Genomic DNA, 16,065 nt, shown 5'->3' on the forward strand with positions numbered 1-16,065 from the left:
ACCCGCCCGCTGCCTCTCCCCCGCGAGAACCATCGCCTTGTACGCGACCGGGGTGCCCCTCTACTCTAACTTTGTGCCGCTACTAAACAAACCTACGTCCGCAGCGTCGCGGACCACTCCCCCGAGCCTGGTCCGACTGCGCATCGCCCTGACGGTCTTCTTCGCCCTCGACGGCTTCATCTTCGCCGGATGGGTCGTCCGCATCCCCGCCATCAAGCACCAGACCGGCGCATCGGCCAGCGACCTGGGCCTCGCCCTGCTCGGCGTCTCGGCGGGCGCCGTGATCACGATGACCCTGACGGGCCGCCTCTGCCGCCGCTTCGGCAGCCATCCGGTGACGGTGGCCTGCGGCATCCTGCTGCCACTGAGCGTGGCCCTGCCCCCACTGACCCACTCGGCACTCGCGCTCGGGCTCGTCCTGCTGGTGTTCGGGGCGGCGTACGGCGGGATCAACGTCGCGATGAACAGCGCGGCGGTCGACCTGGTGGCCGCGCTGCGCCGGCCGGTCATGCCCAGCTTCCACGCGGCCTTCAGCCTGGGCGGCATGGTCGGCGCGGGGCTCGGCGGGCTGGTCGCGGCGCACCTGTCTCCGACGCGGCATCTCCTCGCCCTGACGGTGATCGGCCTGGTCGTCACCGCGGTCGCGGGACGCACCCTGCTGCGCCTCGAACCCCCGGCGCCACCGGCCGACCGGCACGACACGGAAGCGGGCCCACGCCGTCTCGACTCCCGCACCCGCACACTCGTCCTCGTCTTCGGCCTCATCGCCCTGTGCACGGCGTACGGCGAAGGGGCCCTCGCCGACTGGGGCGCGCTCCACCTCGAACAGGACCTGCACGCCCACCCCGGCATCGCCGCCGCCGGCTACTCCTGCTTCGCACTGGCCATGACCATCGGCCGCCTCAGCGGAACCACCCTCCTCGAACGCCTCGGCCGCACCCCGATACTCGTCGCCGGCGGCACCACGGCCGCCGCCGGCATGCTCCTCGGCGCCCTCGCCCCCACCGTCTGGCTCGCCCTCATCGGCTTCGCCGTCACAGGCCTGGGCCTCGCCAACATCTTCCCCGTCGCAGTCGAACGCGCAGGCACCCTGGCCGGCCCCAACGGAGTCGCGACCGCCTCCACCCTCGGCTACGGCGGAATGCTCCTGGGCCCACCGGCGATCGGCTTCATGGCCGACTGGTTCACCCTGCCGACGGCGCTCACCAGCGTGGCCGTACTGGCGGGGCTTGCGGCGGTGATCGGTTACACGGCGCGGCGATGACGTCTCAGGGGGCTGCGACTGGGGGGCGGACCAGTCTTGGAGCACAGCAGTCCTGCCCCCGGCGTTCTCGCACAGGCAGTGCCGTACCGCGACAGTCGTAGGCCCCCTGAGGCGTACCGCACAGGTTTGCGCGGTGACCAAACCAGCGTTGGACGACATCGCCACAGCCCTGCCTCTACCTTCTTCTCCAGCACATCACCGCAGGTCGGACAACGGTCAAGAAGGGGGAACATCATGCGTATGCGACAAGCACTGGTAGGCGCCACCCTGGGGGGCGCGCTCGCTCTTGGGGGCACGCTTTCGACGGCCCAGGCGGCCGAGCCCGCACAGCCCGCGCCGAAGGTCTCGGCCAAGGCCTCCGCCGGTGAGAAGAACGTCGGCATCATGAGCTGGCGCTTCTACGCGGCCTACTGGACCAACAGCGCATGCGTCGCTGTGGGCGAGCAGAGCGGCCGCGACTACTACTGCCAGTACAAGAGGGGCAACGACGGCAGGATGAAGTACTTCCTGTACCTCTGGTACTAGTCCGAACCTCCGTGACGGCCCGTCAGCACATCTGGCGGGCCGTTTCGGCTTGTCGGACGGCGTCCACGCCCGAGAGGGTCAGTTCCCGCAGGCGCAGGCGGGGGGTCCGGAACTCTGACGCCGCATCGTCTACTCGGGCGGCGGTCCGCTCTCCTGACGTTCGATGTCCCGCTCGACGAAGTTCTCGTAGTCGCGGAAGTACCGGACTTCCTCGCGCAACGCCGGGGCGGGCTCAGGCATGGACTTCTCGTTGCGATGTGCCAGGCACAGGCGCAGATCGGTGCGGGCCAGGTGTGCGACCTCGTATCCGGAGCGCCGGGTGAAGTCCTGCAAGTAGTGGTCGTCGTGAGCGCCATGGGCCAGCAAGTCGACGGCATCCTGCATCCGCCTTCGCCGGGCTTCGTCGGGAATCTGGAGCAGGGCCAGGGTGAACCGCTCCGCAAAGGCCGCTCGTTCGCCCCATGCGGCGTCGTCGGGAAGGGCGTCACGCTGGACGAGGTTGACCATCTTCGCCATCGCCTGGTTCCGCAGCTCCTCCGCCCTGGCGCGCCTGGCGTCCCGTACCAGCATCCAGGTCCCGGCCAGCGCGATGAGGGCTCCGGCCACTGTGCCGATGAGGCTGCCGAAGAGTGCTTCCGCCATGCGCGGAGTATAGGAACGAGGAGTATGAGGAACGCGGAGTATGGGAACGCGGAGGGAGGGAACCAGGTGCGTGGCCGTGATGATGGGCTCCGCGGTCCGTCGCCCACCCCTTCGCCGGGCCACTCACGTCGTATCCATATGCTCCGGCCATGAAATTCTTCCGACCGCGCGCCAGACGCACGCAGGCGCCCCCCGTGTCACTGGCCAGGGACCTGTACCAGTCCGGGCGTTATGCCGAGGCGGAGGCTGAGGCCAGCGCCGTGGCCCGGTCGCTGCCTCGCGACGACATACACGTACCACTGGCGCTGACCATCGTCGCGCTCTCGATCGGTGCCCAGGGACGCCACGCCGAGGCTCTCGCCGCGTACGACGAAGCCCTGCCGGTCTTCCGGAGGGTCTATGGAGCCGATCACTGGCAGACCCTGAAGTTGCGGTCGGACCGCGCCCAGCAGCTGACCTCGCTCGGTCGGCACGCGGAATGTGAGGCGGAGACCGCGGCCGTCGTCCGGACCGCGACCCGCGCCACAAGCACCGGCACCGGCACCGGCACCGGCACCGAGATGCGGCTCGTCGCAGCGGCCGCCAGTAACGGGCTGGTCTTCGCCCTCAATGCGCAGGGACGCCACGTCGAGGCCGAGACGCTAGCCCGTGAAGCCCTGGACACCCTTCGCGAACCGGACCGGCTGGCCCTGGTCCTGCGGCTCGGACTGGCTCGTGGCCTCAACGGTCAGGCCCGCCACGAGGAGGCCCTCGCCGAGGCCGGGCGCGCCGGCGAACTGCACCGCGGGCTGCCCCCGGAGCAGCGCCTCCAGGAGTCCGGCGCCGTCGAGATCGTCACGGCCACCGCCCTCCTGGGGCTGGGCCGCGCCGCCGAAGCCCGCGCCCAGGCCGCGGCCGCTCACGCCGACTGCCTGGCCACCTTGGGTCCGGTCCATCGCCGCACCGTCGAGGCCCGGACGCTGCTCGACCGCGTCGGCGGTGCCTGAACCGGCCGCGTACGACGCCGCGTTCGGTCCCGGTCCTGTGCCGAGACTCGGTCACAGCCCGACGAAGCTCACCGTTTCCGTCATGTCCGCCCGTCCGGTACGCAGCCGCGGCACGCCTTCCTTCTCGAACCCCACCGACATACCGCAGAACAGCACCTGCTCCTCATCGGCTCCGACGGTTCGACCGACGGTCTTGCGGTACATGGTCCACATCACTTGAGGGCAGCTGTGCAGGCCCTCCGCCCTCAGCAACAGCATGACCGTCTGCAGGTACATCCCCGCGTCACCCCACTGCCCGGGCCCCATCGTCCGGTCGAGGTAGCAGAACAGGACGACCGGCGCCCCGAACGCGTCCGTGTTCAAGGCAGCGATCTTCCGCGGCCGGTCGGGGTCGTCGCGGTCGATCCCCAGTGCCGCGTACCGCTGGGCCGCCGCAGCGGAGAAGCGGTCCCGATACGGCGAAGCCAGTCCGGCCGGGTACATCGGATACTCCCGCTCGTCACCCGGGTCCCCCGTCAGTGCCCGGCCGGTCGCGCGCCGCTTCAGTTCGGCCAAGGGCTCGCCGGTCACGACGTACAGATGCCACGGCTGGAGGTTCCCGCTCGACGGGGCCCGCGCCGCCGCGTTCAGCACGCGTTCGAGCACTTCCTTGGGCACCGGCTCATCGCTGAACGCGCGCACGGACCGACGACTGTCCACGGCCTCATACACATCCACGCCTTCGCGCCCTCTCGTGCGAGGGACCGGTGCGAGCGACCGGCCCGACCCTCCGTCAGCCTCGCCAGATGTTGTCGAAGGCCGCGTTCTCGATGGCGCGCCGCTGCCGTACGGCGGTCAGTTCGGTGACCGCGTCGTCGACCGCGGCCAGTACGGTCGCCGTCGCCTCGTCGGTACGCTCCAGCAGTCCGTCGGCGGGTGTCTCGCGGATACGGACGGCCGCGCCGAGGCCGGCGAGGACGGGCTCATCGGCGGCCCAGCGGTCCAAGGCCTGCCGCCGGGCCGGTGAGTCCGTCGGCAGGGTGGCGCCCGGACGGGACGGGAGCAGGCGGCGGCGCCCGCGCGTGACCTGCCCGTCCGACTCCAGGGCGGCCAGATAGCGCGCCGCGAGACCACGCCCCCTGCGCCACAGCCAGTCGTCGACCGATTCGTACGGGGACTCCCGCACGAGTTCCGCGACCGCCTCCCGCACGAGACCGTCGTCCGACAGCGGCGGTTCGCCCGGCACGACCAGGTCCCGGTCCAGCGCGACGGCCCCGGTGTCCAGCAGGTCGAGCAGTTCGGCTCCGGCGAGGGCGAGCGACAGGTCGCCCGGTTCGGCGGCGCTGTCGCCGGTGGCCTCCAGGGCGACGAGCATCAGGTCACGTGCGATGGTCATGTGCGGCTCCGCGTCACAGTGTTCTTCGGTATCTGTTATCTGTTATCTGATCTCTGTCATCTGTCATCTGCCATCTCGGACGATTGCACTGTATGCGCCTCATCAGTCGCCGAACGCGATCTATCGTTCGCCGAGCGCAATCCAGCTACCCGGCATCGCGTGGCGACATTTGCTGTGTGATCCGGTCGAACAGCACGGTGAGCGGCTCGCTGATGTCCCGGCCGAAGTCGCTCAGACCGTAGGTGACTTGGGGCGGCGTCGTCGGCTCGACCTCCCGCCACACAAGGCCGTCCTTGACCAGCGCACGCAGGGTCTGGGCGAGCATCTTCTCGCTGATGCCCCGGATGCTCTCGCGCAGCTCGTAGAACCGGAGGTCGTTCCTGCGCAGGGAGATCAGCACCCAGACGCCCCATCTGCTGGTCACATGGTCGACCACATCGCGCGCGGGGCAGTCCGTGTGAAACACGTCATACCGGTCCCCCGTCTCGGTTCCTCTGTGCTGCACGCTTCCCGTCACGTCGTGAGCTTACCTTGAGGTATGTCCTTACCAGGAGTTAGCCCGGCTCCTAACGTGCAGGCCACATACGGAAGTTGAGCAAGGAGCTGAACATGATCGTGGTGACCGGGGCTACCGGAAATGTGGGCCGGCCGTTGACGCGGGCGCTGGCCGAGGCGGGGCAGCAGGTGACGGCGGTGTCGCGGCGTGCGGGGGCGGCGGTGCCGGACGGCGTCCGCCATGTGGCGGCCGATCTGGCCGAACCCGCCACCCTTGAGCCCGCACTCGACGGGGCGAAGGCGCTGTTCGTGCTGCTGTCCGGCGACCTGCACGCCGCCGGGGCCGATCCGGCGTCCGTCATCGGTCAAGCGGCGGCCGGCGGCGTCCGGCGGGTCGTCCTGCTCTCCACACAGGGCGTGGCGACCAGGCCCTTCGGCCCGACGCGGATCGCGATGCGCGCGTTGGAGGACACGCTGCGGGAGTCCGGTCTGGAGTGGGCCGTCCTGCGGCCGGGCGGCTTCGCCTCCAACGCCTTGTGGTGGGCGGAGTCCGTCCGGGTACGGCGGACCGTCGCCGCGCCCTTCGGCGACGTCGGGGTGCCGGTCATCGATCCGGCGGACATCGCCGAGGTCGCGGCGGCCTGCCTGCTGGATGGCCGGTACGCCGGTGAGGTGTACGAGCTGACAGGGCCGGAGGTGATCACGCCGCGCCGGCAGACGGAGGCGATCGCGGACGCGCTGGGCTCCCCCGTGCGGTTCCACGACCTCACCCGCGACGAGGCCAGGGCCGCCATGGCCCAGGGCATGCCGGTGGAGCTCGCCGATGACACCTTGGACATCCTCGGCTCCCCGAGCCCGGCCGAGTTGCGCGTCAGCCCGGACGTCCAGCGGGTCCTCGGCCGCGCCCCGCGCCCGTTCGCCGACTGGGCCGCCCGGAATGCCGAGGCATTCCGCTGACCTTCAAGAGCCGGCCTTCAGGAGTTGACCTCCAAGAGCCGGCCTCCAAAAGTGGACAAGTCGCGTGCTGACGTAGGCTCAACACGCAGGTACCGCAGGTGATGTGAGAGGCGGGGACATGGGGCGCGACGAGCTGATCCGGCCGGTTGCGGAGCTGCTGAAGGAGCACGCCGAGCTGGCGGGACAGCGCGTCGCCTACGCCGACTCCCGGCGCGGCGTCAGCTACCTCGAACTGGAGCAGCGTACCCGCGCCCTGGCCACGTACCTCACCCGGACCGGGCTCCGTCGCGGCGACCGCGTCGCGATCCGTCTCGGCAACTGCGTGGAGATGGTGGAGAGTTGCCTCGCCGTGCTGCGGGCCGGGATGGTCGGCGTGCCCCTCGACCCGCGTTCCTCCGACGCCGAACTGACCCACTTCCTCCGGGACAGCGGCGCCGCCTTCGTCATCACGGACATCGCCCACCTTGCCCAACTCCGCCGCCTGGAACGGCCGTACGCCGACCTCGGCGTTCTGGTCGCCGGGCCCGGCCCCGTCCCGGACGGCGTCCGGTCGTTCGACAGCGCGGCCCGGAGCGACGGGGCGGCGGAGATCGACACGCTCGGGCTCGACGACCCGGCCTGGATGCTCTACACCTCCGGGACCACCCACCGCCCCAAGGGTGTTCTGTCCACGCAGCGGGCCGCGCTGTGGTCGGTGGCCGCCTGCTATGCCCCCGTCTTCGGCCTCTCCCCCGGCGACCGGCTGCTCTGGCCGCTGCCGTTGTTCCACAGTTTCAGTCACTCGCTGGTGATCCTGGGTGTGACGGCCGTGGGCGCGAGCGCCCGCATCGCCGGGGATCTGCACGGCCTCCGACAGGAACTGCTCACGTCGTACGACGGTCTCGGCGGGCCCTTCACTCTGCTCGCCGGGGTGCCCGCCACGTATCGCCGGCTCGTCGACTCGCCGGGTGAGGTCCCGCCGGCGCCGCGGCTGTGTGTCGTGGCCGGTGCGCCCAGTGGCTCCGCGCTGCGTGCGGCCGTGGAGGAGTCCCTGGGGGCGCCGCTGCTCGACGCGTACGGCAGCACCGAGACCTGCGGGATGATCACGGCGAACCGTCCGGAGGGCCCGCACGTCGACGGCTCCTGCGGGCCGCCCGTCCCGGGCATGGACGTACGCGTCGTCGACCCCGACAGCGGCGCCGACGTCCCGGACGGAGCCGAGGGCGAGGTCTGGGTGCGCGGGCCGAGCCTGATGACCGGATACCACCAGCAGCCCGAGGCGACGGCCGCCGCGCTACGGGACGGCTGGTACCGCACGGGTGACCTCGGCCGCAGGGTCGGGCACGGCCATCTCCGGCTCACCGGTCGGCTCAGTGAACTCATCATCCGCGGCGGGGAGAACATCCACCCGACGGAGATCGAGCAGGCGCTGGTGCGGTCCCCCGGCGTATCCGACGCCGTGGTGGTGGGGGCACCGCACGACGTGCTCGGCGAGGTGCCGGTCGCCTTCGTCGTGCCGGGTCCGGGCGGGATCGACGCCCGCAGGGTGCTCGCCGAATGCCGGTCCCGACTTGCCGACTACAAGGTGCCGACAGCGCTCCACGAGATCGCCGCCGTCCCGCGCACCGCGTCGGGCAAGATCGCCCGGCACCGGTTGACCGTCCCGCCTCCGCCGCGGGAGGGCGCGACCGGCATGAGCCTGCGCGTACGGCTCCTGGCCCTGCCGCGCGAGGAGCGGGGCCGCGTGCTGCGCGAGGCGGTACTCGACGAGACCGCGGAGGCCTGTGGGCGGCACTCGGGCCAACTGCCTTCCCCTGACAGCCCGTTCGTCGATCTCGGGATGACGTCCTTGGGCGCGGTCGAGCTGACGGACCGGCTCAGCGCCCGTACCGGACTGACCTTGCCGACGACGCTGGTCTTCGACCACCCGACGCCGGGCGAAGTGGCCCGGCATCTGCTCGGAGCACTCTTCCCGAGCGATCCCGCACGGCACGCACAGTCGAGCGACGGGCAAGGGCGCCCCCACGAGGACGATCCCGTCGTGATCGTCGCGATGGGCTGCCGCTATCCCGGCGACGTCAACTCCCCGGACGATCTGTGGGAGTTGGTGTCGCAGGGCCGGGACGCGATCTCGGAGTTCCCGGCCGACCGGGGCTGGGACCTGGCCGCCCTCTACGACCCCGACCCCGACCGCGTCGGCACGTCGTACACCCGGCACGGCGGATTTCTGCACCAGGCCGCGGAGTTCGACGCCGGTCTCTTCGGGATCTCGCCGCGCGAGGCGCTCGCGATGGATCCGCAGCAGCGGCTGCTCCTGGAGACGTCCTGGGAGGTGTGGGAGCGGGCGGGCATCGACCCGGTGTCGCTGCGCGAGAGCGACACCGGCGTGTTCGTCGGCCTGATGCACAGCGACTACACCTCCGGTCTCCCCACGGCCCACGAGCTGGAGGCGCAGCTGGCCCTGGGTTCGACGGGGAGCGTGGCGTCCGGTCGGCTCTCGTACGTGTACGGCCTGCGCGGCCCCGCGATCACGCTCGACACCGCGTGCTCGTCCTCGCTGGTGGCGCTGCACTGGGCGGCACGGTCGCTGCGTTCGGGCGAATGCTCGCTGGCACTCGCGGGCGGGGTCACGGTGATGTCGACGCCCAAGCCCTTCCTCGCCTTCAGCCGGCAGCGCGGGCTTTCGCCGGACGGGCGCTGCAAGTCGTTCTCGGCGGCTGCCGACGGAACCGCCTGGGCCGAGGGGGTGGGGCTCGTCCTCCTGGAGCGGATGTCCGACGCGCGGCGCGCCGGTCATCCGGTGCTCGCCGTGCTCCGCGGCTCCGCCGTCAACTCCGACGGCGCGTCCAACGGACTTGCCGCGCCGCACGGCCCGGCGCAGCGGCGGCTGATCGCGACGGCGCTGGCGGACGCGGGGCTGCGCGCCGGTGACGTGGACGTGGTGGAGGCCCACGGCACGGGGACCCGGCTCGGGGACCCCATTGAGGCGCAGGCCGTCCTCGACACGTACGGGCAGGACCGCGAGCAGCCGCTGTGGCTCGGTTCGGTCAAGTCCAACCTCGGGCACACGCAGGCGGCTGCCGGGGTCGCCGGTGTCATCAAGACGGTGCAGGCCATGCGCCACGGCGAGCTGCCGAGGACCCTGCACGCCGACGCGCCGACGCCGCACGTGGACTGGTCCGCGGGCCGGGTCGAGCTGCTGACCGAACCCCGCCCCTGGCCGGCATCGGACCGGCCGCGGCGGGCCGGCGTATCGGCCTTCGGGATCGGCGGGACCAACGCGCACGTGATCCTGGAGGAGGCGCCGAAGCCCGAGCCGGTGATCCCCCGGCAGGCAGCGGCGGCGTTGCCCGCGCCCTGGCTGCTGTCCGCCGCCGACGGTGCCGCGCTGCGCGCCCAGGCCGGGCGCCTCAGGGCCGCGGTGGCGGACCGGCCGGACCTGTCGGCCTCGGACATCGGGTACTCCCTCGCGGTCTCCCGCCCCGCCCTCCCTCATCGGGCGGTGGTCCCGGCCGGTGACCGGGCACGGATGCTGGACGCGCTCGGCGGACTCGGCGGATTGGCGGCGGGCGGGGACGCACCGGGTGTCGTACAAGATCGGAACGCACGAGGCGTCGTACAGGCTCTGGCGGACCCGGAGATCCGCACCGCCTTCCTGTTCACCGGGCAGGGCGCCCAGCGCCCCCGGATGGGGGCCGGACTGCGGGCCGCCTTCCCCGTCTTCGCCGACGCGTTCGACGAGGCCTGCCGACAGCTGGACGGGCATCTTCCCCGCCCGCTGGGCGCGGTGCTGTCCGCCGGCCGGGGCACGCCGGACGCGGCTCTCCTGGACCGGACGGACTTCGCGCAGGCCGGTCTCTTCGCCTTCGAGGTGGCGCTGTTCCGGCTGCTCGACTCGTGGGGCGTGCGCGCCGACCGCCTTGTGGGCCACTCCGTCGGCGAGTTGGCGGCGGCCCATGTCGCGGGCGTACTCGATCTGCCCGACGCGGCGACGCTCGTCGCTGCTCGCGGCCGGCTGATGCAGGCGTTGCCGGCGGGTGGAGCGATGGTGGCGCTGGACGCGAGCGAGGAGGAAGTCCTCGCGTTCCGGGCTGAGTTGGCGGCTCAGGTGTCCGTCGCGTCCGTCAACGGGCCCCGCTCCGTGGTGATTTCGGGCGTGGAACCCGCGGTGCTCGCGGTCGCCGCCGACTTCGAGGCGCGGGGCCGCCGGGCCGTGCGGTTGCGGGTGAGCCATGCCTTCCACTCCTCCTTGGTCGAGCCGATGCTCGACGAATTCCGGGGCATTGCCGAAGGATTGAGCTTTCGGCCGCCGCGCATCCCGGTCGTCTCCACCGTGACGGGTCGGCCCGCCGAGGCCGCCGAACTGTGCTCGCCCGAGTACTGGGTACGCCATGCCCGGCAACCGGTGCGCTTCGCCGACGCCGTGCACCGGCTCGCGGACGACGGAGTGGCGGCCCACCTGGAACTCGGCCCCGCTCCGATCCTCACCGCGGCGGTCTCCGACTGTCTCGGCGCGACCCCCACCGGCGACTCCGCGCTGGCCGTGGCGGCCACCCGGGACGGCGACCACGAACCGGAGACGCTCCTGTCGGCGGTGTCACGGCTGCACGCAGCGGGAGCCGCCGTCGACTGGGCTGCCGTGTACGCGGATTCCGGCGCACGGCGCGTGGACCTGCCGACGTACGCGTTCCAGCGGCAGCGCTACTGGCTGGACACGCCGCGCACGGCCGCCGCGGACGCTCCGGCGCTGCTCGGTCCGGCCTTCCCCGTGCCCGGCACGGAACAGACCGTGCTGACGGGGCTGTTGTCCCGCGCGGCCCATCCGTGGCTCGCCGACCACGTCGTCGGAGGGCGGGTGATCGTACCGGCGACGATGTTCGTGGAGATGGCCGTGCGGGCGGGCGACGAGGTCGACTGCGGCACGGTCGAGGACCTCGCGCTGCTGTCGCCGCTCCCCCTGCCCGATTCCGCGGCGGTGCGCGTCCAGGTCGTGGTGGGCGGGCAGGACGACTCGGGCCGACGCCCGGTCGAGATCCATACGCGGCCGGACGAGTCCGGCGAGGACGCGCCGTGGACTCTGAACGCGACCGGACAGCTGGGCCGGGAACGCGCGGCCGGAGGTGAGCTGAACTCATGGCCGCCCCAGGACGCCGAGGCACTGGATCTCACTGACGGGTACGCCGTCCTCGCCGACGCCGGACTCGGCTACGGCCCCGCGTTCCAGGGGGTCGGCAAGGTCTGGCGGCGCGGCGACGACATCTTCGCGGAGGTCCGCCTGCCCGCGCCGCTCGCCCCGGACGCGGGCCGCTTCGGACTCCATCCGGCGCTGTTCGACGCCGCGTTGCACGCGCAGCTGCTGGGCAGGACCGGTGGCGGCAACGACGGGGTCCGGGTGCCGTTCGCCTGGAGCGGGGTGAGCCTGCATGCCTCGGGGGCCACCGAACTGCGGGTCCGCGTGACGTCGCTCGGCCCGGACACGGTCTCGCTGACGCTCGCCGACCCGACCGGCCGCCTCGTGGCCCACGTGGACTCCCTGACGACCAGGGAACTCCCGGCCGGGCAAGGGCACTTGGCGTACGACGACGCTGGCGACGCCGGGTACGGTGACACTGGCGACGCGAGGTACCGCGACCAGCCGGACGACATCGTACGAAGGGCTCTGCTGCGCCCGGAATGGGCGCCCCTCGAACTCTCCGGGGACGCCGGAGGATCCGCTGCCTGGGCGGTGCGCGGTCCTGACGACCTGCACCTCACCGAGTTCCTTCCGGCCACCGCGCACCCCGATTCCGTGGTCGTGACGGCCGTCGCCCGTACGACCGGACCGGATCCGATGTCCGCCGTGCACGAGGCGACCGGCAGGGTGCTCGCGGCGCTGCGGGACTGGCAGGACGACCCGGACGCGGCGGGCGCACGGCTGGTGGTGGTGACCAGGGATGCCACCGCCCCCGTGCCCGACCTGGCGGGTGCGGCGGTCTGGGGTCTGGTGCGTGCGGCTCAGGCGGAGCTGCCCGGCCGTGTCGTCCTGGTGGACGTGGACGGGCGGCCCGAGTCGCTTCGGCGGCTGCCCGCGGCCGTCGCCACCGGGGAGGCACAACTGCGCCTGCGGGACGGGCAGGTGACGGTTCCTCGGCTGAGCGCGGCCGGTGTCGCCCAGGACGCGGGGGAAGCCTTCGGCGGGGACGGCACCGTGCTGATCACCGGCGGCACCGGCGCGTTGGGCTCGGAGCTGGCACGTCACCTCGTCGCCGAGCACGGCGTCCGGCACCTGCTGCTCGCCGGGCGCCAAGGACCGCTGGCGCCGGGTGCCGCCGAACTGCGGGCGCAGTTGGCGGAGTTGGGGGCGAGTGTCGACATCGTCGCCTGCGACGTGGCCGATCGCGCCGCGCTGGCCGAGGTGGTCAAGCGCTGCGGGCCGCCGCTCACCGCCGTGGTGCATGCCGCCGGTGTCCTGGACGACGGCACACTGGACGCGCTGACCCCCGAGCGCATGGGAGCCGTACTGCGGCCGAAGGCCGACGCGGCCTGGCATCTGCACGAACTGACCCGCGACATGGGCCTCTCGGCGTTCGTCATGTTCTCCTCCGTCTCCGGTCTGCTGGGCCGGGCGGGTCAGGGCAACTACGCGGCCGCGAACGCGTTCCTCGACGCCCTGGCCCTGCGCCGCGTCGCCGAGGGACTGCCCGCCGTCTCGCTCGCGTGGGGACCGTGGGAGCACGCCGACGGGATGGCGGCGCCGGAGACCGGGCGGCTCCCGCAGCACCCGGAGCCCAGGGACGTACTCGTGCCGCTGTCCACACGGCAGGGCCTGGCCCTGTTCGACGCCGCGCGGCGTTCCGCGGAGCCCGTCGTGGCCCCGATCCTGCTGGACCGGGCCGCGCTCCGGGACGCTCTACGGGCCGATGCGGAGCGGCTCCCGCCGCCGTTGCACGGACTCGCCCCGCGGAATCGGCCGAAGGCGGCGGCCTCAGTCTCCGGCTCCGGCTCCGGCTCCGGGCAGGAGGTCCTTGAAGCGGGATCCTGGCGGAAGCGCCTTGGCCAACTGCCGCTAGACGAGCGGGAGATGACCCTCGTATCGCTGCTGCGTGCCGACGTCGCGGCCGTGCTCGGATACCCGCACGCCGACGCGCTCCCGACCGGCAGGTCCCTCGCCGAGCTGGGGTTCGACTCCCTCACCGCCGTACAGATCCGCAACCGGCTGAGCACAGCACTCAAGGTCCGGTTGCCGGTGGCGGCGGTGTTCGAGCACCGTACGGCCGACGAGTTCGCCCGGCATCTGCTCGGTCTGCTCGACCTGGACGGCGGCGAAGCGGCCGCCCCCGATACCGGGCGTCCCAGCCACACGCTCTCCTCGCTGTTCCGGACCGTGAGCGCCGCCGGGCAGCCGGTGGCGGCGATGCACCTGCTCGTCACCGCGTCCTGGGCGGTGCCCACCTTCACGGCCGTCCAGGGCCGCGACCACTCCCCGCCCCCGAGCCGACGTACCCAGGGACGCCCGGGATCCGGCAGGCCGACGCTCGCCTACTTCCCGGCGTATCACCCCTCACTCGCGCCGGGCGGCGGGGACTTCCCCCGCTTCCACGACGCCTTCCAGGACGACCTGGACGTCCTGGAGTTCCCGCATCCCGGCATCGGATCCGGTCTCGCCGTACCGGCGGACCGCGCCGCACTGGCGCGTACGCAGGCCGAGAACGTGCTGCGGCACGTCGGGGAGGGCCCCTTCGTGATGGTGGGGCGGTCGGCGGGCGGCAATGTCGCGCACCTGGTGACTCATGAGCTGGAGCGGGTGGGCCGGGCGCCGGCCGGGCTCGTGCTGCTCGACACGTACCACATCACCCCGGAGAACAGCGGCAAGGACTGGCTGCTGTCCCTTGCCGCCCCACCACAACAGGCGGCTGAGGGCGCCGAGTTCGACGGAGACGACGACAGCGCTCTCGCCGCGACGGGCGCCTACAACCGGCTCTTCCTCGGCTGGGACCCCGAGCCGGTCGCCACGCCCGTGCTCCTGGTCCGCGCCTCGCTGCCCACAGCCGCGATGGCCGCCACCGCGCGGGACGCCACCGCGCGGGACGCCACCGCGGGGAACGACGAGTGGCGGACGTCCTGGCCGTCCGCGCATGACGTCATGGTCGTGCCCGGTGACCATCTGACGATGATGCGGGAGCACGCGGCCACCACCGCGTCGGCCGTCCGCTCCTGGATCGACGCGCGAACAGGCAAGGGAGGAGCGTGACGAGGGCCGGAACCGGGCCGCATCCGGGCCGGGCCTGACGCGCTGCGGCGCGACCGCGCTAGGTGCGGGCGGCCTCCCAGGCCGCCTCGATCATCCCGAAGATCTCGTCCACCGCCGCCCCCGGATCCTCCGCCTCCCGCGCCAGTGAGTACGCGTCGATCACGAACCTCGCGATCGTCCGGCAGGCGGTCGCACTGAGCGGCAGGTCGTGATCGGCGGCCATGGCCGCCGCCAGTGCCTCTCCGTGGCGCAGCCGCATCGATTCCTCGTACTCCCGCAGGGCGGGGGAAGCCTCGATCATCCGCCAGACGGGGGCGGCGCCGGCCGCCGTGCAGTGGCGTACCAGGGCGTGGATCTCCTGCCGCAGCGCCGGGAGGAGCGGCTCGCCCGGCGGCCGGTCGGCGACCGCCCGCGTGAGGCGCTGCTCGAAGTCGCCGTCCTGCTCGAACACCAGGGCCTCTTTCGAGGCGAAGTGGGAGAAGAGCGTGGTGACGGCGACGTCCGCCTCGGCGGCCACGTCACGGATGCCCACCGCGTCGTACCCGCGTTCCAGGAAGAGCCGCATGGCGGCGTCGGCGATCTTCTGGCGGGTCGCGGCCTTCTTGCGCTCGCGGCGTCCGGTCGGCACGGTCATGGCCCGACGCTACCAGATGCAAAGACGTAACCGTTGTTAAACACTAACGGTTAGCGTTATGGTCACCGGCATGAAGAGAGTGAGCTTCGCCGAGTTCGGCGGTCCTGATGTCCTGCGACTCGAAGACGCCGAGGAGCCCCACGCGGGCCCCGGCCGGATACGCGTCGCCGTGCGGGCGGCGGGCGTGAACCCCGTCGACTGGCGGATCCGCGAAGGCCAGGCCCTGAAGGCCCATCCGCTCCAACTGCCCTCCGGGGTCGGGCTCGACGCCGCCGGGGTGGTGGACGAGGTCGGTGAAGGCGTCACCGGGGTCGAGGTCGGTGACCATGTGTTCGGCGAGGGCGTCGACACCTATGCCGAGTTCGCCGTGCTGGTGGCCTGGGCCCGCATGCCCGAGGGGCTGACCTTCGAGGAGGCCGCCGGATACCCCTCCGTCGTGGAGACCGCGCTGCGCGTCCTGCGCGAGGCCGGCGTGCGGGCCGGGCAGACGCTGCTGGTCAGCGGCGCGTCCGGTGGGGTCGGATCGGCGGTGCTGCAGATCGCCCGCGAGCGCGGCATCACGGTGATCGGCACGGCGGGGGCCGCGAACCAGGAGTATCTGCGCGGCCTCGGTGCGCTCGCCACGACGTACGGAGAAGGGTGGGTCGAGCGGGTGCGGCGGCTCGGCCCTGTCGACGCGGCCCTCGATCTGGCCGGCTCGGGCGTGATCCCCGAACTCGTCGCCCTGACCGGGGATCCGCGCAAGGTCGTCTCCATCGCCGATCTCGGCGCCCCCGAGTTCGGGGTCCGGTTCTCCGGCGTCGCCGGAAGCGTGCCGGACGCGCTCGCCGAGGCCGCCGACCTCATCTCACGGGGAAGGCTGCACATCCCGGTCGAGAGGTCGTACTCCCTTAGCGAGGCCGCCGCGGCACACATCGACAGCCAAGCCGGGCACACCCGCGGCCGCCGGGTCGTGATCGTCTGAACACCCCCTCCGGC

The 16,065-nt window shown here is 72.4% G+C and carries 11 protein-coding genes; 6 read left to right on the forward strand and 5 right to left on the reverse strand.

Annotated features, from left to right (window positions below; translation table 11 throughout):
- Nucleotides 1–73: 73 nt before the first annotated feature.
- Entirely contained in the window at nt 74–1,264 is a 1,191-nt protein-coding gene (locus ACIBKX_RS18215) for an MFS transporter (RefSeq protein WP_363274173.1), read from the forward strand.
- Between the two features lie 240 nt (nt 1,265–1,504).
- On the forward strand, nt 1,505–1,789 hold the full coding sequence (locus tag ACIBKX_RS18220; RefSeq protein WP_363274174.1) for a hypothetical protein: 285 nt from the start codon (nt 1,505–1,507) through the stop codon (nt 1,787–1,789).
- A gap of 129 nt (nt 1,790–1,918) precedes the next feature.
- Here ACIBKX_RS18220 and ACIBKX_RS18225 read toward each other — a convergent pair whose 3' ends face one another.
- Nucleotides 1,919–2,431, reverse strand: a complete 513-nt coding sequence (locus ACIBKX_RS18225; protein ID WP_363274175.1) for a hypothetical protein — start codon at nt 2,429–2,431, stop codon at nt 1,919–1,921.
- A gap of 149 nt (nt 2,432–2,580) precedes the next feature.
- Between ACIBKX_RS18225 and ACIBKX_RS18230 the strand changes: the two genes are divergently transcribed.
- Nucleotides 2,581–3,417 (forward strand): tetratricopeptide repeat protein, encoded by an 837-nt coding sequence (locus tag ACIBKX_RS18230; protein ID WP_363274176.1) that lies wholly within the window; start codon nt 2,581–2,583, stop codon nt 3,415–3,417.
- A 51-nt stretch (nt 3,418–3,468) separates the two neighbouring features.
- Here ACIBKX_RS18230 and ACIBKX_RS18235 read toward each other — a convergent pair whose 3' ends face one another.
- The 3 genes from ACIBKX_RS18235 to ACIBKX_RS18245 all read right to left on the reverse strand — a co-directional run bounded on the left by ACIBKX_RS18235 (nt 3,469) and on the right by ACIBKX_RS18245 (nt 5,309).
- On the reverse strand, nt 3,469–4,134 hold the full coding sequence (locus ACIBKX_RS18235; RefSeq protein WP_363274177.1) for a nitroreductase: 666 nt from the start codon (nt 4,132–4,134) through the stop codon (nt 3,469–3,471).
- A 55-nt stretch (nt 4,135–4,189) separates the two neighbouring features.
- On the reverse strand, nt 4,190–4,792 hold the full coding sequence (locus ACIBKX_RS18240; protein ID WP_363274178.1) for a GPP34 family phosphoprotein: 603 nt from the start codon (nt 4,790–4,792) through the stop codon (nt 4,190–4,192).
- Nucleotides 4,793–4,937: 145 nt separating this feature from the next.
- Nucleotides 4,938–5,309 (reverse strand): winged helix-turn-helix transcriptional regulator, encoded by a 372-nt coding sequence (locus ACIBKX_RS18245; RefSeq protein ID WP_399375825.1) that lies wholly within the window; start codon nt 5,307–5,309, stop codon nt 4,938–4,940.
- Nucleotides 5,310–5,401: 92 nt separating this feature from the next.
- Here ACIBKX_RS18245 and ACIBKX_RS18250 point away from each other — a divergent pair, with 92 nt between their 5' ends.
- The gene (locus tag ACIBKX_RS18250) at nt 5,402–6,244 is read left to right on the forward strand and encodes an NAD(P)H-binding protein (RefSeq protein ID WP_363274179.1); all 843 of its coding nucleotides are present in this window, start codon (nt 5,402–5,404) and stop codon (nt 6,242–6,244) included.
- 118 nt (nt 6,245–6,362) lie between these two features.
- Entirely contained in the window at nt 6,363–14,453 is an 8,091-nt protein-coding gene (locus tag ACIBKX_RS18255; protein WP_363274180.1) for a type I polyketide synthase, read from the forward strand.
- A 58-nt stretch (nt 14,454–14,511) separates the two neighbouring features.
- Here the strand turns inward: ACIBKX_RS18255 and ACIBKX_RS18260 are convergent, their stop codons facing one another.
- Nucleotides 14,512–15,087, reverse strand: a complete 576-nt coding sequence (locus ACIBKX_RS18260; RefSeq protein ID WP_363274181.1) for a helix-turn-helix domain-containing protein — start codon at nt 15,085–15,087, stop codon at nt 14,512–14,514.
- A gap of 70 nt (nt 15,088–15,157) precedes the next feature.
- On the opposite strand from ACIBKX_RS18260, the gene ACIBKX_RS18265 reads away from it, so the two are divergent.
- A complete protein-coding gene (locus tag ACIBKX_RS18265) occupies nt 15,158–16,051 on the forward strand; it encodes an NADP-dependent oxidoreductase (protein WP_363274182.1) in 894 nt (297 codons plus the stop codon).
- The last annotated feature ends 14 nt before the right edge of the window (nt 16,052–16,065 follow it).

Source organism: Streptomyces sp. NPDC050658 (assembly GCF_044457025.1).
Taxonomy (GTDB): Bacteria; Actinomycetota; Actinomycetes; order Streptomycetales; family Streptomycetaceae; genus Streptomyces.